The sequence below is a fragment of the Microcella alkaliphila genome (assembly GCF_004216855.1).
GTDB lineage: Bacteria > Actinomycetota > Actinomycetes > Actinomycetales > Microbacteriaceae > Microcella > Microcella alkaliphila.
This window is the reverse complement of sequence record NZ_SGXT01000011.1, coordinates 312,930-335,038: the sequence shown is the minus strand read 5'-3', so window position 1 is coordinate 335,038 and position 22,109 is coordinate 312,930. Positions and strand designations below refer to the sequence as shown.

At 69.1% G+C, this 22,109-nt stretch carries 20 protein-coding genes; 18 read left to right on the top strand and 2 right to left on the bottom strand.

Features of this window, described 5'->3' with window-relative positions; all coding sequences use genetic code 11:
* Window positions 1-15: 15 nt before the first annotated feature.
* The 8 genes from EV140_RS02240 (at window position 16) to EV140_RS02205 (ending at window position 8,655) form a co-directional block, all read left to right on the top strand.
* On the top strand, window positions 16-780 hold the full coding sequence (locus tag EV140_RS02240; RefSeq protein ID WP_130280620.1) for a YebC/PmpR family DNA-binding transcriptional regulator: 765 nt from the start codon (window positions 16-18) through the stop codon (window positions 778-780).
* An 8-nt stretch (window positions 781-788) separates the two neighbouring features.
* Complete coding sequence (gene ruvC / locus EV140_RS02235; RefSeq protein WP_130280618.1) at window positions 789-1,376, top strand: crossover junction endodeoxyribonuclease RuvC; 588 nt, start codon at window positions 789-791, stop codon at window positions 1,374-1,376.
* A complete protein-coding gene (gene ruvA / locus EV140_RS02230) occupies window positions 1,373-2,017 on the top strand; it encodes a Holliday junction branch migration protein RuvA (protein WP_130280616.1) in 645 nt (214 codons plus the stop codon). Before ruvC ends, ruvA begins: the two co-directional genes overlap by 4 nt.
* Window positions 2,014-3,036 carry a Holliday junction branch migration DNA helicase RuvB gene (gene ruvB / locus EV140_RS02225; RefSeq protein WP_130280614.1) on the top strand — a complete coding sequence of 341 codons (1,023 nt, stop codon included), beginning with the start codon at window positions 2,014-2,016 and terminating at the stop codon, window positions 3,034-3,036. Before ruvA ends, ruvB begins: the two co-directional genes overlap by 4 nt.
* A gap of 68 nt (window positions 3,037-3,104) precedes the next feature.
* Entirely contained in the window at window positions 3,105-3,473 is a 369-nt protein-coding gene (locus EV140_RS02220; protein WP_130280612.1) for a preprotein translocase subunit YajC, read from the top strand.
* Window positions 3,474-3,548: 75 nt separating this feature from the next.
* Complete coding sequence (secD, locus tag EV140_RS02215) at window positions 3,549-5,351, top strand: protein translocase subunit SecD (RefSeq protein WP_130280610.1); 1,803 nt, start codon at window positions 3,549-3,551, stop codon at window positions 5,349-5,351.
* The gene (gene secF / locus EV140_RS02210) at window positions 5,348-6,358 is read left to right on the top strand and encodes a protein translocase subunit SecF (protein ID WP_130280608.1); all 1,011 of its coding nucleotides are present in this window, start codon (window positions 5,348-5,350) and stop codon (window positions 6,356-6,358) included. Before secD ends, secF begins: the two co-directional genes overlap by 4 nt.
* A gap of 38 nt (window positions 6,359-6,396) precedes the next feature.
* Window positions 6,397-8,655 carry a RelA/SpoT family protein gene (locus EV140_RS02205; RefSeq protein ID WP_130280606.1) on the top strand — a complete coding sequence of 753 codons (2,259 nt, stop codon included), beginning with the start codon at window positions 6,397-6,399 and terminating at the stop codon, window positions 8,653-8,655.
* A gap of 610 nt (window positions 8,656-9,265) precedes the next feature.
* Here the strand turns inward: EV140_RS02205 and EV140_RS02200 are convergent.
* On the bottom strand, window positions 9,266-10,498 hold the full coding sequence (locus EV140_RS02200; RefSeq protein WP_130280604.1) for a DUF349 domain-containing protein: 1,233 nt from the start codon (window positions 10,496-10,498) through the stop codon (window positions 9,266-9,268).
* A 113-nt stretch (window positions 10,499-10,611) separates the two neighbouring features.
* Window positions 10,612-11,382: a peptidylprolyl isomerase gene (locus tag EV140_RS02195; RefSeq protein WP_130280602.1), complete on the bottom strand. Its 771-nt coding sequence runs from the start codon at window positions 11,380-11,382 to the stop codon at window positions 10,612-10,614.
* A gap of 102 nt (window positions 11,383-11,484) precedes the next feature.
* Here EV140_RS02195 and EV140_RS02190 point away from each other — a divergent pair, with 102 nt between their 5' ends.
* The 10 genes from EV140_RS02190 to aroB all read left to right on the top strand — a co-directional run bounded on the left by EV140_RS02190 (window position 11,485) and on the right by aroB (window position 22,098).
* Window positions 11,485-12,831 (top strand): replication-associated recombination protein A, encoded by a 1,347-nt coding sequence (locus tag EV140_RS02190; RefSeq protein ID WP_130280600.1) that lies wholly within the window; start codon window positions 11,485-11,487, stop codon window positions 12,829-12,831.
* Between the two features lie 165 nt (window positions 12,832-12,996).
* On the top strand, window positions 12,997-13,626 hold the full coding sequence (gene rpsD / locus EV140_RS02185) for a 30S ribosomal protein S4 (RefSeq protein ID WP_096421342.1): 630 nt from the start codon (window positions 12,997-12,999) through the stop codon (window positions 13,624-13,626).
* A gap of 138 nt (window positions 13,627-13,764) precedes the next feature.
* Window positions 13,765-13,992, top strand: coding sequence for a hypothetical protein (locus EV140_RS02180; protein ID WP_130280598.1), 228 nt, complete (start codon window positions 13,765-13,767; stop codon window positions 13,990-13,992).
* Window positions 13,993-13,995: 3 nt separating this feature from the next.
* Window positions 13,996-16,653 (top strand): alanine--tRNA ligase, encoded by a 2,658-nt coding sequence (alaS, locus tag EV140_RS02175; protein WP_130280596.1) that lies wholly within the window; start codon window positions 13,996-13,998, stop codon window positions 16,651-16,653.
* 5 nt (window positions 16,654-16,658) lie between these two features.
* Window positions 16,659-17,126 carry a Holliday junction resolvase RuvX gene (ruvX, locus tag EV140_RS02170; RefSeq protein WP_130280594.1) on the top strand — a complete coding sequence of 156 codons (468 nt, stop codon included), beginning with the start codon at window positions 16,659-16,661 and terminating at the stop codon, window positions 17,124-17,126.
* Entirely contained in the window at window positions 17,123-18,406 is a 1,284-nt protein-coding gene (gene mltG, locus EV140_RS02165; RefSeq protein ID WP_157985578.1) for an endolytic transglycosylase MltG, read from the top strand. Before ruvX ends, mltG begins: the two co-directional genes overlap by 4 nt.
* Window positions 18,399-19,238 carry a shikimate dehydrogenase gene (locus tag EV140_RS02160; RefSeq protein ID WP_241971249.1) on the top strand — a complete coding sequence of 280 codons (840 nt, stop codon included), beginning with the start codon at window positions 18,399-18,401 and terminating at the stop codon, window positions 19,236-19,238. Before mltG ends, EV140_RS02160 begins: the two co-directional genes overlap by 8 nt.
* Before the next feature lie 52 nt (window positions 19,239-19,290).
* Entirely contained in the window at window positions 19,291-20,493 is a 1,203-nt protein-coding gene (gene aroC, locus EV140_RS02155) for a chorismate synthase (protein WP_130280588.1), read from the top strand.
* Window positions 20,486-21,025, top strand: coding sequence for a shikimate kinase (locus EV140_RS02150; protein ID WP_130280586.1), 540 nt, complete (start codon window positions 20,486-20,488; stop codon window positions 21,023-21,025). The genes aroC and EV140_RS02150 overlap by 8 nt, the downstream gene beginning before the upstream one ends.
* On the top strand, window positions 21,022-22,098 hold the full coding sequence (gene aroB / locus EV140_RS02145) for a 3-dehydroquinate synthase (protein WP_130280584.1): 1,077 nt from the start codon (window positions 21,022-21,024) through the stop codon (window positions 22,096-22,098). Before EV140_RS02150 ends, aroB begins: the two co-directional genes overlap by 4 nt.
* The last annotated feature ends 11 nt before the right edge of the window (window positions 22,099-22,109 follow it).

Genomic DNA, 22,109 nt, shown 5'->3' with positions numbered 1-22,109 from the left:
GAGTAGAGGAGCCGCATGTCAGGCCATTCCAAGTGGGCGACGACGAAGCACAAGAAGGCCGTCATCGACGCCCGCCGCGCCAAGTCGTTCGCCAAGCTGATCAAGAACATCGAGGTTGCCGCGAAGATCGGCGGCCCCGACCCGGCTGGCAACCCGACGCTCGCCGACGCGATCCAGAAGGCCAAGAAGACCTCGGTTCCGAACGACAACATCGATCGCGCCGTCAAGCGCGGCGCCGGCCTCACGGGCGACGCCGTCGACTACCAGACGATCATGTACGAGGGTTACGCCCCGGGCGGCGTCGCGATGCTCATCGAGTGTCTGACCGACAACCGCAACCGCGCCGCTGCCGAGGTGCGCACGGCGATGACCCGCAACGGCGGCACGATGGCCGACCCAGGCAGCGTCGCCTATAACTTCAGCCGCAAGGGCGTCATCGCGATCACGAAGGAGGACGGCGTCACGGAGGACGACATCCTGCTCGCCGTGGTCGAGGCGGGCGCCGAGGAAGTCGTCGACCAGGGCGGCGGCTTCGAGGTCATCACCGACCCCTCGCAACTGCTGGATGCGCGCAACGCTCTCAAGGACGCCGGCATCGACTATGACTCGGCCGAGGCCGAGTTCGTGCCCAACATCCAGGTCGAGGCCGACGCCGAGACCGCCCGCAAGGTGTTCCGCCTCGTCGACGCGCTGGAAGACAGCGACGACGTGCAGAACGTCTACACCAACGTGCAGCTGAGCGCTGAGGTGCGCGCCGAGCTCGACGCCGACGACGAATAGCCGAGACTGTGGCGCTGCGCGTGCTCGGCATCGACCCCGGGCTCACCCGGTGCGGTGTCGGCATCGTCGACATCGCGCCCGACCGGCGCGCAACGCTCGTGGCCGTCGAGGTGATCCGCACCGCGCCCGAGCTGGAGCTCGCCGAGCGCGTGCGGCGCATCCAGCTGGGAGTCGCCGCACTCCTCGACGAGCACGCGCCCTCCGCCGTCGCCCTCGAGCGGGTGTTCGCCCAGCACAACGTACGCACGGTCATGGGAACCGCCCAGGCCTCCGGCGTGGTGCTCGCAGAGGCGGCCCAGCGCGGGCTCACCGTCGCATTGCACACGCCCACCGAGGTGAAGGCAGCGGTCACCGGGCACGGCGGGGCCGACAAGCGGCAGGTCACCGCGATGGTGCAGCGCATCCTGCGCCTCGATGCCCCGCCGAAGCCCGCCGACGCCGCCGACGCGCTCGCGCTCGCTATCTGCCACGGCTGGCGGGGGGCGCCGCCCTCGGCGACGGGCGGTGCGGGCGCGGCCGACGCGGGCCTCACTCCCGCCCAGCGTGCGTGGCGCGACGCGGAGCGCGCCTCCCGCGCGCCTAGGCTCGAGAGGTGATCGCGAGCATCCAGGGAACCGTCGCCGCCGTGAGCGGCGGCCGTGCCGTCGTCGACGTGCACGGGGTCGGATACGCCGTCGCGATCACCCCGCGCGTCGCCGCGACCCTGCGGGTCGGCGAGACGGCGAGACTGCACACGGCTCTGATCGTGCGCGAAGACGACATGAGTCTGTACGGCTTCGCCGACGAGCTCGAACTCGGGCTCTTCGACCTGCTGCGCAGCGTTTCGGGGGTCGGCCCCAAGTCGGCTCTCGGCGTGCTCGGCGCGATGACCCCCGACGAGGCCGCGCGCGCCATCACCGACGGCGACGACGCGCCCTTCCGGAAGGTGAGCGGCATCGGGCCAAAGACGGCCAAGCTCATCGTCGTGTCGCTCTCGGGCCGCATCGCACCGCCCGGAGCCCCCGCGACCGCCGACACCGCGAATACCCCGACGCCGCCTGCCGGCGACGCCGCGACCCGCACCGGGCTCGCGGCCGCGCTCACCGGCCTCGGCTGGCCCGAGCGCACGGCGGTGGCGACGGCAACCTCGGTCATCGAGGCTGCGCGTGCCGACGCGGGTGACGGCGAGCTACCGGGCCTCCCCGCGCTGCTGCGGCTCGCGCTCGCCGAGCTCGGACCGGGAGGGGGCCGCCCGTGAGCGACGAGATCCTGCAGCCGGAGGCGGCCGCCGACGACCTGGCCTTCGAGGGCGCCCTCCGCCCCGGGTCGCTCGCCGAGTTCGTCGGTCAGCAGAAGGTGCGTCGCCAACTGCAGCTGCTGCTCGACGCGGCACAGCTGCAGAACCGCGCGCCCGATCACATCCTGCTTGCCGGCCCTCCTGGGCTCGGCAAGACGACGCTGGCGATGATCGTCGCGCACGAGGGCGAGCGACCGCTACGCATGACGAGCGGGCCGGCGATCCAGCACGCGGGCGACCTCGCCGCCGTGCTGTCGTCGCTCGTGCCCGGCGAGGTGCTGTTCATCGACGAGATCCACCGGATGGCGCGTAGTGCCGAAGAGATGCTCTACCTCGCGATGGAGGACTTCCGCGTCGACATCATGGTCGGCAAGGGAGCCGGCGCGACGAGCATCCCGCTCGAACTGGCGCCGTTCACGCTCGTCGGCGCGACCACGCGCGCGGGGCTGCTGCCCAACCCGCTGCGCGACCGCTTCGGCTTCACCGCGCACCTCGAGTTCTACGAAGCCGACGAACTGCACCGCGTCATCGAGCGCGCATCCGGGCTGATCGGCCTGCAGATCGAGTCGGATGCCCTCCGCGAGATCGCCGGACGCTCCCGCGGGACGCCGCGCATCGCCAATCGGCTGCTGCGCCGCGTGCGCGACTACGCGCTCGTGCACGGTGCCGCTGCTGACCACACGGCGGTGAGTGCGGCGCTTGAGCTCTACGACGTCGACGAGCACGGTCTCGATCGGCTCGACCGTGCCGTGCTCTCGGCCATTGTCGAGCGGTTCGACGGGGGGCCCGTCGGCCTGTCGACGCTCGCTGTGACGGTCGGGGAGGAAGCGGAGACGATCGAGTCGGTCGTAGAGCCTTTTCTCGTGCGCAGCGGCCTCGTGACGCGCACGCCTCGGGGGCGGGTCGCGACCCCGCAAGGCTGGCGCCACCTCGGGCGTGCCGCACCGGGGCCGCAGCCCAGCCTCATCGATGACCTATAGTTGAGCGCAGGCTGCCGCGGGCCCCGCTTCCGCGTGCGCGCCGTCCTGTTCCCCCTCGAAAGGTCGTCATGGATCCGTTGACCATTGTCATGCTGGGCGTGCTCGGCCTGCTGATCTTCTTTATGGTGCGCAACTCGCGCAAGCGTCGCGCCATGGTCGATGAGCTGCAGCAGAAGATGGTGCCCGGCGCCGAGGTCATGACGAACTTCGGGCTCTTCGGAACGCTCGTCGAACTCGACGAAGACGAGAACATCGCGACGATCGAGGTCTCGCCGGGCAGCACCATTCGCGTGCACCGGCAGACGCTGGCCCGGGTCATCGAAGACGACGAGCCCGTGCAGGGGTCGACCGACGACGCTCCCGGCACCGACGAGGCCGGGCCGCGCCTCAACGAGTCGAGCGTTGACCCCACTGAGCGCAAGAAGACCGACGACTAACGCTGCGCGACGACGCGCACCCGGGCGGCGGGACAACGATCTCGCTCCACCACCCCCGAGAAATGAGTAACCTCCGTGGCTAGATCGACACCCGAGCGCAAAGCCCTGCGCTCCCTCGTGTGGCTGCTCGTCATCATCGTCGGCCTCCTGTCGGCGAATGCGGCGAGTGTGGCCTTCAACGAGGGGGAGTGGACCCCGCGGCTGGCCCTCGACCTGCAGGGCGGCACGCAGTTGATCCTCGAGCCGCAGATTGAGGAGGGCGCCAACGTCTCCGCCGAACAGCTCAACCAGGCCGTCGCGATCATCCGCCAGCGCGTCGACGCTGGCGGGGTGAGCGAAGCCGAGATCAACACGCAGGGTGGCCGCAACATCGTCGTGTCGATTCCCGGCACACCCGACCAGGCGACGATCGACCGCATCCAGTCCGCGGCGAAGCTCGAGTTCCGCCCCGTGCTGGCGGCCGACGCTGCGTCAAACTCCGCGATCGGCGGCCCGGACGACGACGTCTCGGACGAGAGTGGCATCGACGATGGCCAAACCGAAGGCGGGGCCGAGGACGGTGCAGCCACTGACGACACCACGACGGGCGAGGCAACCGCCGAGGACAACGCGGCTGCCGTCACGACGGACGCCCCCGAGGCCCCACCCATTGCGCCGACCGACGCCAGCGACCTGGCGTGGATCACGCCGGAGGTGCGGGAGCTATTCGACACGATCGATTGCGCTGCGCTCGACGAGCTGGGAACGAACATCGCGCCCGTCGACGAACCGCTCGTGACCTGCGACGTTGACGGCATCGTGAAGTACATTCTTGGACCCGTTGAGGTCGAGGGTGCCAGCATTACGAATGCGACCGCGGGTCTGATTGCCTCGCAGACCGGTGTCACCACGACCGAGTGGGGCGTCAACATTGAGTTTGACGCCGTCGGTACCCAGCAGTTCCGAACGGTTACCGAGCGACTCATCACGCTTCAAGGAATCCAGAACCAGTTCGCCATCGTGCTCGACGGTTCGGTCATTAGCGCCCCGCGCACCCTGGCCGCCATTACCAATGGCCAGCCGCAGATCTCGGGGTCGTTCACGCAAGATACCGCGCAGGTGCTCGCCGACCAGCTGCGCTTCGGAGCGCTGCCCATCGGCTTCGAACTGCAGAGCCAAGAGAACATCTCGGCCACCCTCGGTATCTCACAGCTCGAGAGCGGCATCATCGCCGGTGTCATCGGCCTCTTGCTCGTCATGGCGTACGCGCTGTTCCAGTACCGCGCTCTCGGCGGTGTGATCATCGTGAGCCTGATGGTTGCCGCGGTGTTGTCGTACTTCGTGATCCTGTACCTGTCGAACCAGCAGGGGTATCGCCTGTCACTCGCCGGCGTTGCCGGTCTGATCATCTCGATCGGTGTCATCGCTGACGGCTTCATCGTGTACTTCGAACGCGTGCGAGACGAGTTGCGTGACGGTCGGTCATTGCCGAACGCGGTCGAGGCCGGGTGGTCTCGCGCGTTCCGCACGATCCTGATTTCGAACGTCGTCAGCCTCGTGGGTGCAGTCGTGCTGTACGTGCTCGCCGTCGGAAACGTGCGCGGTTTCGCCTTCACCCTCGGCGTGATGTCGCTCATCAACCTCGTGATCGTCACCCTCATGACGTACCCGACCCTTCGACTCGTGGCGCGCACCGATTTCTTCTCGAGCGGACACCCGCTGTCGGGTCTTGACCCCAAGGCGCTCGGGGCGGTGTACCGCGGCCGCGCGCAGTTCCGCGCACCGGTGAGCACGCCGAAGAAGAACACAGGAAGCTCGCGCGAAGCACAGCGCCGGCAAACCATCGCTGAACGCAAGGCCGCCGAGGCGGAGACCGCAGGGAAGAAGGACGCCCGATGAGCATGCTCACCCGGTTTGGCAACGGCCTCTACACCGGCGAACGCTCGATCAACGTCGTCGGTCGAAGCGCTCTCTGGTATTCGATCGCGGCGGTCTTCCTGCTGCTCGCGATCGGCGTCACTGCACTGCGCGGCGGCTTCGTCTTCGGTATCGAGTTCCGAGGCGGCTCAGAGTTCCGCGTGTCGGCGGCGGCTCAGGTTGTCGAAAACCCCACCGCCGCAACGCAGTTGGCCACCGACGTCGTCAATGACACGGTCGTCGGGGGCAACCCGCGTGTATCGACGGTCGGTACCGACTCGGTTCGCGTGCAGACCGACCAGCTGACGGCGGAGGACACGAACCTCCTGCGTGCGGAGCTCGCCGACGCGTTCGACGTTCCCCTCGAGCAGGTCACGTCGTCGTTCATCGGCGCAACGTGGGGCCAAGACATCACCCGTCAGGCGATCGTCGCCCTGATCGTGTTCATGGTCTTTGTCAGCATCATCATGACGCTGTACTTCAGAACCTGGAAGATGGTCGTCGCAGCCGGTGTCGCCCTCGTTCACGACGTCGTGCTGACCGCTGGCCTGTACGGCGCTCTCGGCTTTGAGATCACGCCCGCGGCCGTCATCGGCTTCCTGACGATCCTGTCGTACTCGCTGTACGACACCGTCGTCGTGTTCGACAAGGTTCGCGAGAACACGAGTGAAGACGGGGTGGAATCGCGACGCACCTTTGCCGAGTCGGTGAACCTCGGGGTGAACCAGACAATCGTGCGTTCCATCAACACGTCGGTGGTCGCCGTCTTGCCCACGGCCGCGATTCTGTTCATCGGGTCGTTCCTGCTCGGCGCGGGAACCCTCCGCGACATCGCGCTCGCCTTGACCGTCGGCACGATCGTCGGCACGTACTCGTCGATCTTCATCGCGGCTCCGCTGTACGTGCAGTTGCGTGCGAACGAGCCCGAGGTCAAGAAGCAGGGCACGCGCAAGAAGGCACCCACTCCTGAGTCCGGTGCCGTCCGCTAGCGTCAGCCGCACCTCGTAGACTGCCCCCGGAGGGTGCGATGACAGAGGTGACGCAGAGCGCAGCGCCATTGCGTTCGTTGTTGCCGCGCCTGTTCTCGCGCGCCCAGCCCACCGGGGCACTGGAAACGCTGTACCGCACGGTGCGGGCCCAGCACCCCAAGGCTGACATCCCACTCCTCGAGCGCGCGTATCGCGTCGCGGAGAAGGCCCACGAGGGTCAGAAGCGCAAGAGCGGCGAGCCGTACATCACGCACCCGCTCGCGGTGGCCCAGATCCTCGCCGAGCTCGGCCTCGGGGTGAAGACGCTCGCAGCCGCCCTCCTGCACGACACCGTCGAGGACACCGACTACACGCTCGACCAGCTGCGCGTCGAGTTCGGCGACGAGGTCGCCATGCTCGTTGACGGGGTGACCAAGCTCGACAAGGTGAAGTACGGCGACTCGGCACAGGCCGAGACGGTGCGCAAGATGATTGTCGCCATGTCGAAAGACATCCGCGTGCTCGTCATCAAGCTGGCCGACCGGCTGCACAACGCCCGCACCTGGGGCTTCGTCGAGGGCTCGTCCGCAAAGCGCAAGGCTCAGGAAACCCTCGAGATCTACACCCCGCTCGCCCACCGGCTGGGAATCCAGACCATCAAGTGGGAGCTCGAAGACCTCTCGTTCGCCGTGCTCCACCCGAAGCTCTACGTCGAGATCGAAAGCCTCGTCAAGAACCGCACGCCCGAACGGGAGAAGTTCGTGCAGCAGGTCATCGACGAGGTCAACGGTGACCTCCGTCAAGCGAAAATCAAGGCGCAGGTCGCCGGGCGGCCGAAGCAGTACTACTCCATCTACCAGAAGATGGTGCACCGAGGCCGCGACTTCGATGACATCTACGACCTCACCGGCGTGCGCATCCTCGTGGGTTCGATCCGCGACTGCTACGCCGCGCTCGGCGCGGTGCACGCGCGCTGGAGCCCGATGCCCGGGCGCTTTAAGGACTACATCGCGACGCCGAAGTTCAACCTGTACCAGTCGCTACACACCACGGTCTTCGGCCCGGGCGGGCGACCGGTCGAGCTGCAGATTCGCACGCACGAGATGCATCAGCGGGCCGAGTTCGGTGTCGCCGCGCACTGGGCATACAAGGAGCGCATGGCCTCCGGCGGCTCGAAGGCCGAGGGCAGCGCAGCGCTCGGCCACGACACCGACATGGCGTGGCTGAAGCACATCTCCGACTGGCAGGCCGAGACGGCCGACCCGAGCGAGTTCCTCGACACGCTGCGCTACGAGATCGGCGCGAAAGAGGTCTACGTCTTCACCCCGCAGGGCAAGGTCATCGGCCTTCCCTCCGGCGCGACCCCCGTCGATTTCGCCTATGCCGTGCACACCGAGATTGGCCACCGCACCATGGGGGCCAAGGTCAATGGCCGGCTCGTGCCGCTCGATTCGACGCTCTCGAGTGGAGACACGGTCGAGGTCTTCACGTCGAAGAACCCCGACGCCGGCCCGAGCCATGACTGGCTAAATTTCGTGACGTCCACGCGAGCCAAGTCGAAGATTCGGCAGTGGTTCACGAAGGAGCGCCGCGATGAGGCGATCGAGCAGGGCAAGGACGCGATCGCTCGCGCGATGCGCAAGCAGAACCTTCCGCTGCAGCGCATGATGTCGCAGGACTCGATTGCGCAGGCCGCGGCGACGCTCCGCTACGAAACGGTGGATGCTCTCTACGCGGCGGTCGGCGAAGGACACGTCTCCACGCAGTCGGTCATCGAGAAGATCCTGTCGACGCTGCACGTCGAGGCGGAATCCGATGACGAGTCGTTCACGCTGCCGAACCGGGCGCGCACGCCGGTTCGCACGAGCGATTCCGGGATCCTCGTCCGTGGCGCTCCGGACATCCTCGTCAAGCTCGCGAAGTGCTGCACGCCCGTGCCGGGCGACGCGATCGTGGGCTTCATCACGCGCGGCCAGGGCGTGAGCGTGCACCGGGGTGACTGCACCAACGTTCAGAGCTTGTTGGCTGAACCCGATCGCATGATCGAGGTGGAGTGGGCCCCGACCACGAAGAGCGTCTTCCTCGTGCAGATTCAGGTCGAGGCCCTCGACCGAAGCGGGCTGCTGTCGGATGTCACGCGTGTGCTGTCCGAGCACCACGTCAACATCCTGTCCGCCAGCGTCAACACGTCACGCGACCGCCTGGCCATCTCGAAGTTCGTCTTCGAGATGGGCGACGTCACGCACCTCGACCGCGTTCTGAACGCCGTTCGTCGCATCGATGCCGTGTACGACGTCTACCGCGTCAGCAACGGCTAGCAAGCGCTGCCTCGCTCGCGCGGTGTACGGCGCGCGCCGGGCCGCAGTGAGCGCCTCTAGCACCGCGTCGGCGCCGAGCCCCGACAGCTCGATCATTCGGTGCAAGTCCGCGAGCGGACACTCGTCGTCGTCGGCTCGGGCGAGGTCGAGAAGCGTGCGCACCGGGGTCGTGACGAGGACACCGCCGACGAGCTGCAGGTCATCGGCGTCGATGACGAGCTCACGCGCCCCCGTGCGCATGCGCGTCCCCGACGGGACACGCGACCCGATCGACGCGGCGAGTGAGGGCGTGGCTGGCTCGGCGCACCAGCCGTAGACCCACGCCGCGCTTCGTCGCTGCACGAACAGGCGTGACTCCCGGCGCACAGCGCTCATGGAGCGGGCGCGATCCGCGGCGCCGACGGGCACATCGATCGGCAGGAAAGCATCCCCGACGCGGGTGAGCTCTCCGTCGAGTTCGGCGGCGCGCAGTTCTGTGGGGGACAGGGTTACGGTACGGACGGCAGACATGCGCCGCAGTGTGTGGGGCCGCGTGCGAAGCGCCGCCCCGATCATCCCGAACGGAGGATAACCGCGTGCAACCCCGCGCTGGGGATAACCCCGCGTCGACCTAGTCGCCGACGGCTGCGAGCCAGGCGCGACGCGCCTCGAGTGCCTCGGTGAGCTCGGCGACCTTCTTCTCGTTCTTTGCCTTCTTCGCCTCGGCGAGCTCTGCCTCGAGTTGCGCGATGGCATCGTGCAGCTGAGACGCGAGTCCTTCCGAGCGAGCCTTCTTCTCGGGGTTGGACTTCTCCCAGTGCGCTTCCTCGAGCGCCTTGACGGCCTGCTCGATCTTCCGCAGACGGTCCTCGATGGGACGTACCTGGTCGCGAGGAACCTTGCCGATCGCATCCCAGCGGCGCTGGATGTTCGTCAGCGTGTTGCGGGCAACGACGCGGTCGGTGGCGCCGAGCAGCGGTTCGGCCTCGCTCAACAGCGCCAGCTTCTGCTCGAGGTTTCCCTGGAACTCCTCGTTCTCACGGGCGTCGATCTCGGCCTTGGCCTGATAGAGAACGTCACCCGCAGCCTTGAACGCCGCCCACAGTGCGTCGTCGACCTTCTTGCCGGCACGGCCGGCGGCCTTCCAGTCGTCGAGCAGGCGCCGATAGGCGGGGATACCGGCGGGCCCCTGCGGGGCAAGCGCCTCGGCCTTCGCGATCAACGCCTGCTTGGCCTGCTTCGCGCCCTTGTGCTCGGCATCCAGCGCCGCAAAGAAGGCGCGACGGTTGCTGTCGAGCGTTCCGCGGGCGGTGCGGAAGCGCTTCCAGAGGTCGTCGGCCTGCTTCTTCGGCAGGCGAGGGCCCGACTGCTGGTGGTCCTTCCAGCGGGTGAACAGGGCCTCCATCTGTGTCGATGCCTGCTTCCACTGCACCGACTGCGGGTCTTTTGCGGCCAGAGCTTCGGCCTCGACGACGATCGCCTCGCGTTCGGCAATGGCGGCCTCGAGTGCGGCTTTCGCCTCGGCCTGCTGCTCCTCCGTCAGCTTCTCGACGGTGCCGCCCAGGGCGTCCAGGCGGGCACGCAGCGCGGGCAGGTCGCCCACGGCGGCGGCGTCGGTGAGGGTCTGGCGCAGACTTGCCACCGTCTTCGCCACATCGGCGGCCGGTGCTCCGCTGCGCGCACGCTGTTCGACGAGCCGCACCTGACCTTCGAGGTCGTCGTACTTTCGCGTGAAGTAGGCGAGGGCCTCGTCAGCGGTGCCGTCGGGGTACTGTCCGACGACGCGTTCTGTTCCGTCGTCCGTGACGTAGACAGTGCCGGTCTCATCGACTCGGCCGAAAGCGGTCTTCTCGTTCACTGCCACGGGTGCATCATCCTCATCGACGCCAGGCGCGCAGGCGAGTCCTGCGGGCGGGGTTCAGCATATTCCACGCTCTCGCCCCGCATCCGGCTGGGAGGCGGGGCGGGCATCCATAGCTACTCGATCGTGATGGAGGTGATGGTCGTCTCGATGCGCGGGCGTCCATCGGGCGCGCCACCCTCGACGCCGCCGGCGACGATCTCGCTCGTCAGCAGATCGAGGCCCGACGTCACCTCGCCAATGACGGTGTAGCCACCGGCCGCGTCGCTCGGAATCGCCGAGTCGCCGTAGACGATGAAGAACTGGCTGCCCATGCTGAACGCGTCGCCGCCGACGCGCGCCATGGCGAGCGTGCCCGCCGTGTACAGGCTGTCGGCCGGCGCATTCTCAACCGGACCGAAACGGAAGTCGGGGCCGCCGCCTCCCGTGCCGTCGGGGTCGCCGCACTGCAGGACGAAGATGTTCGACGTCGTCAGGCGGTGGCACGTGAGGCCGTCGTAGAACCCGTCGGTGATGAGCGAAGTGACGGCCGCAACCGCCTGCGGGGCGGCGGCACCATCGAGCTCGATGCCGAGCTCGATCTCGTCGTTGAGGGTCAGCTGTCCCGTCCAGGTGCGGTCTTCGGCCAGCGACGGATCGGGCGCCTCGCCGGTGGGTTCCGGCGTCGGCTCGACCGTCGCCTCGGGGTCAGGCTCGGGCGCACCCGGGCCGAGCTCGTAGCCGACGAGCGCGGCGCTCGACAGGGCGATGACGGCGACCAGCGCCAGCACGCCACCCACGTTGTCGCGCTTCCGGCGCCGGATGGCGGTGTCGTGCACGGTCTGCCTAGCCTGATAGCGGCGCAGCCGCTCGCGAGACTCCCGATCTTTCGACGACGCCTGGGCCATGCGCTCCTCCTTGGGTGGCGAGTCTCGCCACGTTTTTTCACCGCGTCGAACTCTAGTCGAGGCCCGCGCGAGAGCCTCACCCCACCCCGCTAGCCTGGAGCGATGCAGCAGGAGGGGCTTCATCGCGGCGCGACCCCGCTCGCGGTTCGCATGCGCCCGACGTCGCTCGACGAGGTCGCGGGCCAAAACCACCTCCTGGGCCCCGGTTCGCCGCTCGTCGCGCTCGCCGCTGACGGAGCCGAGGCGCGCCCGAGCGCCGTCTCGGTGATTCTGTGGGGGCCTCCCGGCACGGGAAAGACGACGCTCGCCCAGGCGATCGCCCGTCAGTCAGGGCGCCGCTTCGTCGAACTGTCGGCGATCACAGCCGGAGTCAAAGACGTGCGCGAGGTCATGGAGCGCGCCCTCAGCGACCGCGACCTCTACGGCTCGACGACCGTGCTGTTTCTCGACGAGATCCACCGATTCACCAAGGCCCAGCAGGATGCCCTGCTCCCCGGCGTCGAGAACGGCTGGGTCGTGCTGATCGCCGCGACGACAGAGAATCCCAGCTTCTCGGTGATTTCCCCCCTGCTCAGCCGCAGCCTCCTGCTCACGCTGAAACCGCTCGAGGACGACGACCTCGGGATGCTCGTGGACCGCGCCGTCGTCGACCCTCGCGGGCTCGCCGGTCGCGTCACGCTCGACGACGAGGCGCGCGCCGCGCTCGTTCGCCTGGCGTCCGGGGATGCCCGACGCGCGCTGACCGCGCTCGAGGCAGCCGCGCAGACAACGCTCGCGACCGCCGATGAGGAGGACGAGCATCCCGTGATCACGGCGGAAGCGGTCTCCGCCGCCGTCGACCGGGCGCTCCTGCGCTACGACCGCGCCGGCGACGAGCACTACGACGTCATCAGCGCGTTCATCAAGTCGATTCGCGGCAGCGACCCCGACGCGGCCCTGCACTACCTGGCGCGGATGATCGAGGCGGGGGAGGACCCTCGGTTTATCGCGCGACGCGTGATCATCTCTGCGGCTGAAGACATTGGTGTCGCCGACCCGCAGGCGTTGCCGCTCGCCGTCGCCGCGGCTCAGGCGGTGCAGCTGATCGGCATGCCGGAGGGGCGAATCCCGCTCGCCGAGGCTGTGGTGTACCTCGCGACCGCACCGAAGTCGAACGCCGCCTATCTCGGGATCGACGCGGCTCTCGCCGACGTGCGGGCGGGGAAGGCCGGGGTCGTGCCCCTGCACCTGCGCGACGCGCACTACCCCGGGGCGAAAACTCTCGGCCACGGGAAGGGGTACCGCTACCCCCACGACGACGAGCACGGCGTGTCGACCCAGCAGTACCTGCCGGACCGCCTCGTGGGGCGTGAGTACTACCGACCGACGGCTCGCGGTGCCGAGCGCGACATCGCCGCGCGGCTCGAGAAGTTGCGCGCGATCGTCCGGGGCCGAGCGACCGGCGGCTAAGTGCCGCCATTCTGCTAAGCTTTACCGGCTCGTCAGGTCACGAGCACATCCCACCCATTCCTTATCGGATCCTCCGGAACGCTGCGACGTGCGCCCGGGCAGGGAGGCGGGATGTACGTCCGTGAGTCGCGAACGCCGCGGCCACGTCATGGAAGGAAACCGTTCGTGTCGACTAAGTCACGTACCCGCAGCAAGACCCGCCTCTCGCGCTCGCTCGGCATCGCCCTCACCCCGAAGGCCGCCAAGTACCTCGAGAAGCGTCCGTATGGCCCCGGTGAGCACGGCCGGACCCGCCGCAAGCAGGACAGCGACTACGCGGTCCGCCTGCGCGAGAAGCAGCGTCTGCGCGCCCAGTACGGCATTCGCGAGGCGCAGCTGCGCAACGTATTCCAGGAGGCCCGCCGCACCGAAGGCATGACCGGTGAGAACCTGGTCGAGCTGCTCGAGATGCGCCTCGACGCGCTCGTGCTGCGTGCCGGCTTCGCCCGCACCACCGCGCAGGCCCGTCAGATGGTCGTGCACCGCCACATCCTCGTCGACGGCCAGCTCGTTGACCGCCCGTCGTTCCGCGTGAAGCCGGGCCAGCTCATCCACGTCAAGCCGAAGAGCGAGGGCATGGAGCCGTTCCAGGTCGCCGCCGCCGGTGGCCACGTCGACGTGCTGCCGAAGACCCCGGGCTACCTCGAGGTCGAGCTCGACAAGCTGCAGGCGCGCCTCGTGCGCCGCCCGAAGCGCGCCGAGGTGCCCGTCACCTGTGACGTGCAGCTCGTCGTTGAGTACTACGCCGCGCGCTAGCGCACACTGATTTATCCCGTCGGGGGCTCGGCATGTTTGCCGGGCCCCCGACGTCGTTCGCGGGGCCGCTAGGCTGGGTGACTGCCCGTACGCGCGAGACCGCGCACGCCACCACACCTCGGCTGTAAGGAGTCCCTCATGAAGAACGCTCTCTGGTTCATCGTCGGCGTTGCGGTGGGTGCCGTCGCCGCCCACCAGTACTCGCGCACCGAGCAGGGCGCCCAGTTCTTCGACGAGGTCGACAGCCGCGCCCGCGAGTTCGGCTCGGCCGTCATCGACGGCTACAAGCAGCGCGAGGCCGAGCTGCGCGCCGCCGTCGCCGAAGCGGAAGACACGATCGCTGATCTGTCGAACAAGCTGAAGTAACCGGTGCAGACCGCCGATATTCAGCGCCGCTGGCTCGACTATTTCGGGCAGCGAGGCCACACCGTCGTTCCCAGCGCCAGCCTGATCGCCGATGACCCCACGGTCATGTTCACGATCGCGGGCATGGTGCCGTTCATCCCGTATCTCACAGGCGTCGTGCCGGCGCCGTACCCGCGCGCCACCAGTGTGCAGAAGTGCATCCGCACGAACGACATCGAGGAGGTCGGGAAGACCACCCGGCACGGCACGTTCTTCCAGATGAACGGCAACTTCTCATTCGGCGACTATTTCAAGGAAGGCGCGATCGAGTACGCCTGGGAGCTGCTCACGATGCCCGAGGCCGACGGCGGCCTCGGCTTCGACGAGAAAGACCTCTGGGTCACCGTCTACGAAGACGACGACGAGGCGCGCCAGTTGTGGAAGCGAATCGCGGGGCTTCCCGACGAGCGCATCCAGTCGATGGGCAAGGAAGACAACTACTGGTCGACCGGTCAGCCCGGCCCCGCGGGCCCGTGCAGCGAGATCTACTTCGACCGCGGCCCCGCCTATGGCCCCGAGGGCGGCCCGGCCGTGGACGACACCCGGTACATCGAGATCTGGAACCTCGTGTTCATGCAGTACGCGATCGACCAGGTGACGTCGAAGACCGAGTTCCGCATTCTCGGCGAGCTGCCGAACAAGAACATCGACACCGGCATGGGCATGGAGCGCGTCGCGTTTCTGAAGCAGGGCGTCGAGAACATGTACGAGATCGACCAGGTGCGCCCCGTTCTCGACGCGGCGGCCGCGATGTCGGGTCGCCGCTACGGCGCGAACCACGACGACGACGTGCGGATGCGCGTCATCGCCGATCACGTGCGCTCGAGTCTCATGCTCATGACCGACGGCGTCGCGCCCGGCAACGAGGGGCGCGGCTACATCCTGCGACGCCTCATGCGCCGCTCGATCCGCGCCATGCGGCTGCTCGGCGTGGACGCCCCGAGCTTCGAGGTGCTCTTCGCCGCCTCCCGGGATGCGATGAGCGCCGCGTACCCCGAGGTCGCGCAGAACTACCACCGCGTCTCGCGCCTTGCACTCGGTGAGGAGGACGCGTTCCTGCGGACGCTCGCGAGCGGCACGAGCATCCTGGATGTGGCGGTCGCCGAGACCACGAAGTCGGGCGGCAGCGTGCTTCCCGGCGACACCGCCTTCCAGTTGCACGACACGTTTGGCTTCCCGATCGACCTGACGCTGGAAATGGCGGAGGAGGCGGGACTGTCGGTCGACCGCGCGGCGTTCGACACCCTGATGGCTGAGCAGCGTGCGCGGGCGAAGGCCGACGCCAAGTCGAAGAAGGCTGTGCTCGCCGACGTCTCGGTGTACGGCGGCTTCCGCTCCCTCGGCGAAACGCGATTCCTGGGCTACGACGAGCTGGAGGCCGAGACCACGGTCGTCGGCATCATCGTCGACGGGCAGAGCGTCGACCGGGCGAGCGCCGGCCAGCTGGCCGAGGTGATCCTCGCCGACACGACCCTGTATGCCGAGTCAGGTGGTCAGGACGCCGACGAGGGCACAATCGTGGGCCACAGCTTCGAGCTCGACGTGCTCGACGTGCAGCGTCCGATTGCTGGGCTTGTCAGCCACCGCGTCGAGGTGCGCACGGGCGAGGTCGCGGTCGGCATGGCCGCTCGCTCGATCGTCGACGCCGAGTACCGTCGTTCGGCGACCCAGGCGCACTCGGCGACCCACGTCATCCACGCCGCCCTGCGCCAGACGCTCGGCTCCGAGGCGCACCAGTCCGGTTCGTACAACAAGGCCGGCTACATGCGCCTCGACTTCAGCTGGAACCAGGCACTCAGCCCGGAAACCCGCAGCGAGATCGAAGAGATCAGCAACATCGCCGTGCGCGACAACCTCGCCGTCGAAACCCGCGTGATGGGGCTCGACGAGGCGAAGTCGCTCGGCGCGATGGCGCTCTTCGGCGAGAAGTACGGCGAACGCGTGCGCGTCGTCGACATCGGTGGCCCCTGGTCGCGCGAGCTGTGCGCCGGCACCCACGTGTCCCGTTCGGCCGAGATCGGCATGATCAGCCTCGTGAGCGAGTCGAGCGTCGGCTCGACGAACCGCCGCGTCGAGGCGCTCGTCGGGCTGGAGGCGTTCCGCGAGTTCGCCGCCGAGCGCGCGCTCGTGCAGCAGCTCACCGCGCAGCTGAAGACGCCGCGCGAAAACCTCGCCGACCGCATCGCTGACCTCGCCCAGCAGCTGAAGAGCGCCGAGAAGCGCATTCAGCAGTTTGAGGCACAGAAGCTGTCCGAGCGAGTGCCCGCACTTGCTCAGTCGGCCGAGTCCGTCGGCGCCGTGCAGCTCGTCGCCGCCGACCTCGGCGCCGTGTCGTCTGCCGACGATGTGCGTCGGCTCGCCCAGTCGGTGCGCGAGCGCCTCTCGGGCCAGCCCGCCGTGGTCGCGCTGGCCGGAGCGGCGGCAGGTAAAGCAACCGTGATCGTGGCGACGAGCCCCGAGGCCCGCGACGCCGGTGCTCGCGCGGGCGAGTTGGCCAAGCGCGCGTCGGCGGTGCTCGGCGGCGGGGGCGGCGGCAAAGACGACCTGGCCCAGGGTGGCGGTCCCGCTCTCGAGCGAGTCGGCGATGCTCTGGCGGCCGTTCGCGGCGCGCTCCGAGGCTAAATCCCGTGCGGTCGGGAGTGCGGCTCGGCATCGACGTGGGGAAGGCCCGCGTCGGTGTCGCGAAAAGCGATCTGCACGGCATGCTCGCCACGCCGGTCGAGACGGTGGCGCGTAGGCCGGACACGGTCGACCGCTTAGTTGCCCTTGCCGCAGAACATGACGCGATCGAACTCGTCGTGGGGCTGCCGTTGTCGATGAGCGGCGCTGACACGGCGTCAACCGCGGATGCCCGAGCGCTGGCCGCTGAGTTGGCCGCGCGCGGGCTCGACGTGCGCCTCGTTGACGAGCGCTTGACCACCGTGTCTGCCCAGCGCGCCCTGCACGGCGCGGGCCGCACGACGAAGTCGAGCCGCTCGGTCGTCGACCAAGTGGCCGCTGTTATTCTGCTCCAGCACGCGCTCGACCATGAGCGTTCCCGCGGGGACGCACCGGGCGCCATCCTGACGGCCGACGAAGGACACCCGACATCGTGACCGACTCCCGCCCCGACAGCGCCAGCGCCGGCGAGAACGACGACGCCTGGGACGCGATCTTCCGCACCCAGCCGAGCGACGAACCCGAGCCGGCCGCTCCGCCCCCCACCGCCGCCGCGCCGCAGAGCCGGCGCGAGGCCCGGGCCGCGGGCGGGCGCGCGAGCCGGTCGCGCGGCGACGCTGGCGCTGGCGCGCCGCCGAAGAAGCGTCGGCGAAAGTGGCCGTGGGTGCTCCTCGGGGTGTTGCTGCTGCTTCTCGGTGGCGCAGGCGCTGCGACCTACTGGGCCTGGTCGAACTACGAGCCGCAGATCCGCACCCTGCTCGACATCGAGCTGCCCAACGACTACGAGGGTGCTGGCAACGGCACCGAGGTGCTCTTCGCAATCCAGCCAGGAGACATCGGCTCGGACGTCGCCACCAACCTAGTCGACGCCGGCGTCACCATGACCTTCGACGCCTTCTACGACCTGCTGCTCGCCGATCCGAGCATCCAGTTCCAGCCGGGCACCTACGAACTGCAGGAACAGATGTCGGCTCAAGCCGCTCTCGACATCCTGCGCGACCCCGAGAACATCATCACGATCCGCGCGCTCGTGCGGGAGGGCCTGCGCGCCGGCGAGGTGTTCGCCGCGCTGTCCGACGCGACCGGTGTGCCCATTGAGGATTACGAGACGGTCGCCGACGACCTCGCGGCACTTGGCATCCCCGAGGAGGCCCCGAACATCGAGGGCTACCTCTTCCCGGCGACCTACACGTTCGAGCCGGGCGGCACCGCGGGAGACCACATCCAGCGCATGGTGAACGAGACCTTCTCCCGCCTGGATGCTCGGGGCGTCGCAGTAGAGGACCGTCACGAGGTGCTCACCATCGCCTCGCTGATTCAGCGCGAAGCGCGGCTCGACGAGGACTTCTTCCGCGTCTCGCGCGTCATTCAGAACCGCCTCGAGATCGACATGATGCTGCAGTTCGACTCGGCGACCCAGTACGGCGCGGGCGACACCGGCTCGGTGTGGTCGAGTGCGGACGCGCTCGAAGCGGACAACCCGTACAACACCTACGCGATCGTGGGGCTGCCGATTGGGCCGATCGCGGCACCCGGCGATCTCGCGATCGACGCTGCCCTGAACCCCGCCGAGGGCGACTGGATCTACTTCGTCACGGTGAACCTCGCGACGGGCGAGACGCAGTTCTCGGTCACCCTCGCCGAGCACGAGCAGGGCGTCGAACGCCTGCGCGCGTGGTGTCGCGAGAGCGATGAGAACGCGCAGTTCTGTGCCTGATCGCCGGCTCGCCGTGATTGGTTCGCCGATCGCGCACTCGCTGTCTCCTGCCCTGCACCGCGCGGCCTACCGCGCGCTCGGCCTCGACTGGGGCTACGACCGCCACGAGGTGCGCGCCGGAGGCCTCACCGCGTTCGTCGACGGCCTCGACCGTCAGTGGCGCGGGCTGTCGGTCACGATGCCTCTCAAGGAGGAGACGGCCGAACTTGCGGACGGCGCCGATCGCACCGTCGAGTTGACGGGCGCCGCCAACACGCTGCTGCTCGACGGCGGTCGCCGTATCGCCCGCAACACCGACGTCGCCGGCGTCGAGCGCGCCCTCACCGACGCGGGCGCGACCGACGTCGAACACGCCGTGGTCGTCGGGGCGGGCGCGACGGCGCGCAGCGTGCTCGTGGCGCTCGACCACCTGGGCCTCCGCGGCGTTACCGCGCTCGTGCGGGACCCGGCGCGTGCCGTAGCGTTCACCCGACTCGCCGACGAGCTCGGCCTCGAACTCGACCTCGTCGACGTCGCCGAGCTTCGCCACCTGGTCGAGGGCACCGACGTCGTCGCCTGGACTCTTCCGAACGGCGTTCCCCTGCCCACCCCGCTGACCCTGACGGATGCACCGGAGGCGGTCGCGCTGGACGTCACCTACTCGCCGTGGCCGGGCCCGCTCGCCGCGCCGTGGCTGGCCGCAGGCGGTCGCGTGGCGTCCGGCCGAGACATGCTGCTGCACCAGGCCGTCCGCCAGGCGCGCTTCTTCGTCAGCGGCCAGACGGAGTCGCCGCTGCCGGACGAGGAACTGGTCGAGGCGGCGATGCGCGCCGCGCTGCCGGAGGCGTCCTGACGGGCCGCACCCCGTGCATCCCGCGCCCGAATAGCCGTGGGAGGATGGAACAATGCTGCGCTGGTTGACCGCTGGAGAATCGCACGGGCCCGAACTCGTGGCCATTCTGGAAGGCCTCCCCGCCGGGGTGCCCGTCACGCGTGAGGCCATTCAGGCCGACCTCGCGCGCCGCAAGCTCGGCTATGGGCGCGGCGCGCGCATGAAGTTCGAGGCCGACCAGCTCGACATCTCGGGCGGCATTCGCCACGGCGTCACGATGGGCAGTCCCGTCGCGCTGCGCATCGGCAACACCGAGTGGCCCAAGTGGACCACCGTAATGAGCCCCGACCCGGTCGACCCCGCCGAGCTGACGGGCGGCCGCGCCGCCCCGCTCACCCGCCCCCGCCCCGGCCACGCCGACCTCGTCGGCATGCAGAAGTACGGCTTCGACGAGTCGCGGCCCGTGCTCGAGCGCGCGAGCGCCCGCGAGACCGCCGCGCGCGTCGCCCTCGGCGCCGTCGCCCGCGCGTTCCTCGGCGAACTCGGTATCCGCCTCGTCAGCCACACCCTCTCCATCGGCCCCGTGCGGGTGCCTGACGATGCCCCGCTGCCGCGTCCCGGCGATGTCGAGACGCTCGACGCCGACCCGCTGCGCTGCCTGCACCCGGAAACCTCGGCCGCGATGGTGGCCGAGGTCGACGCGGCCCACAAAGACGGCGACACGCTCGGCGGCGTCGTCGAAGTGCTCGCCTACGGCGTGCCCCCGGGCCTCGGCTCGTACACCCACTGGGACCGTCGCCTCGACGCGAAGCTCGCGCACGCCCTCATGGGAATCCAGGCCATCAAGGGGGTCGAGGTCGGCGACGGCTTCGAAACCACTCGGCGCCGCGGCTCAGCCGCGCACGACGAGCTGGTTCCCGGCGACGGCGTTGTCGAACGCCTCAGCGACCGCGCGGGCGGCACCGAGGGCGGCATGTCGACGGGCACCGTACTGCGCGTCCGCGCCGGCATGAAGCCGATCGCGACCGTGCCGCACGCCCTCCGCACGATCGACACCGCCACCGGCGACGCCGCGCCCGCCCACCACCAACGCTCCGATGTCTGCGCCGTGCCCGCCGCCGGTGTCGTCGCCGAAGCCATGGTGGCGCTCGTCGTCGCCGACGCGGTGCTCGACAAGTTCGGCGGCGACTCCGTCGCCGAAACACGGCGCAACCTCGAGGCGTACCGCGCCGCTATTCCGGCCACGCTCGCGACGGCCGTCATCACCGGTGACTGACCGCGCGCATCCCGCCGTCGTCTTGATCGGCCCGCCGGCGGCCGGCAAGACGAGAATCGGTAAGCGCATCGCGCGCGCTCTCGAGACTGAGTTCGTCGACACCGACCGGATGATCGTGGATCGTCACGGACCGATCCCCGAGATCTTCGAGCACGAGGGCGAGCCGACGTTCCGCGGCTACGAGCGTGATGCGGTCGCCGACGCGCTCGCCCTCGACGGCGCGGTCGTCGCGCTCGGCGGGGGAGCGGTCATGACCCCCGAGACGACAGAGCGCCTCGCCGGCCTTCCCGTCGCGCTGCTCACGATCACCGAGGAAGCCGCCGAGGCGCGCCTCACCCGGTCGGGCTCGTCGCGCCCCCTCGTCGCGGGCGGCGTTGCGCAGTGGGCGGCCCTCGTCGAGCGCCGCATGCCGACCTATCGGATGCTCGCGCGGGCCACCTGGGACACCTCCCGTCGCCCCGCCGACACCATCGCCATCGAGATTGCCGACTGGGTGCGCCTGGGCGCCCCCGAGAGGAAGGATGCGTCATGACGGACGCCACGATCATCCCCGTCGCCTCGGGCGGCGGCTACGACGTTCACGTCGGCCGCGGCCTCGTCGATTCTCTCGGCTCCGTGCTGCCGCCGAACGCCGCCAAGGTGCTCGTGATCCACGCGCCGGCCATGGCGCCGACCGCCGAGCGGCTGCGCGAGCAGCTTGCGGGCCGCACTGAGGTGCTGCTTGCCGAGGTGCCCGACGCCGAAGGGGCCAAGCGGGTCGAGGTTGCGGCCTTCTGCTGGCAGATCCTCGGCCAGACCGACTTCACGCGCACCGACGCGATCGTCGGCCTCGGTGGGGGAGCGACCACCGACCTCGCCGGCTTCGTCGCCGCCACCTGGCTGCGTGGCGTGCCGTGGGTCGCCGTTCCGACGACCGTGCTCGGCGCCGTCGACGCGGCCGTCGGTGGCAAGACCGGCATCAACACGGCCGAGGGCAAAAATCTCGTCGGCGCCTTCTGGGCGCCGCGCGCCGTCGTCGCCGACCTCGACCTTGTCGCGACGCTCCCGAAGAACGACATTCTCGCCGGTTTCGCCGAGATCGTGAAGGCCGGCTTCATCGCCGATGAGCGCATCCTCGAGCTCATCGAGGCTGACGTCGAGACGGCGACCGACCCGAACAGCGCGGTCTTCCGCGAACTCATCGAACGCGCCATCCGCGTGAAGGCCGAGGTCGTCAGCGACGACTTCACCGAGCAGGGGCGCCGCGAGATGTTGAACTACGGCCACACGCTCGGCCACGCCATCGAGCACGCGGAGCGCTACCGCTGGCGCCACGGCTCCGCCGTCGCGATCGGCATGATCTTCGCCGCCGAGCTGTCGAGGCTCGCCACGGGTCTTCCCGACGCCGTCGTCGACCGCCACCGCGCGATCCTCGAGTCGCTCACGTTGCCAACCACGTATCCGATCGGCCGGTGGAAGACGTTGCTGGCGACCATGCAGCGCGACAAGAAGGCGCGTGCGGGCATGCTGCGCTTCATCGTGCTCGATGACGTCGGCCGCCCCCGGGTTCTCAACGGGACTGACGAGTCGCTGCTGTTCAGCGCGTACCAAGAGGTCGGCTCCTGAGCCGCCAGTAG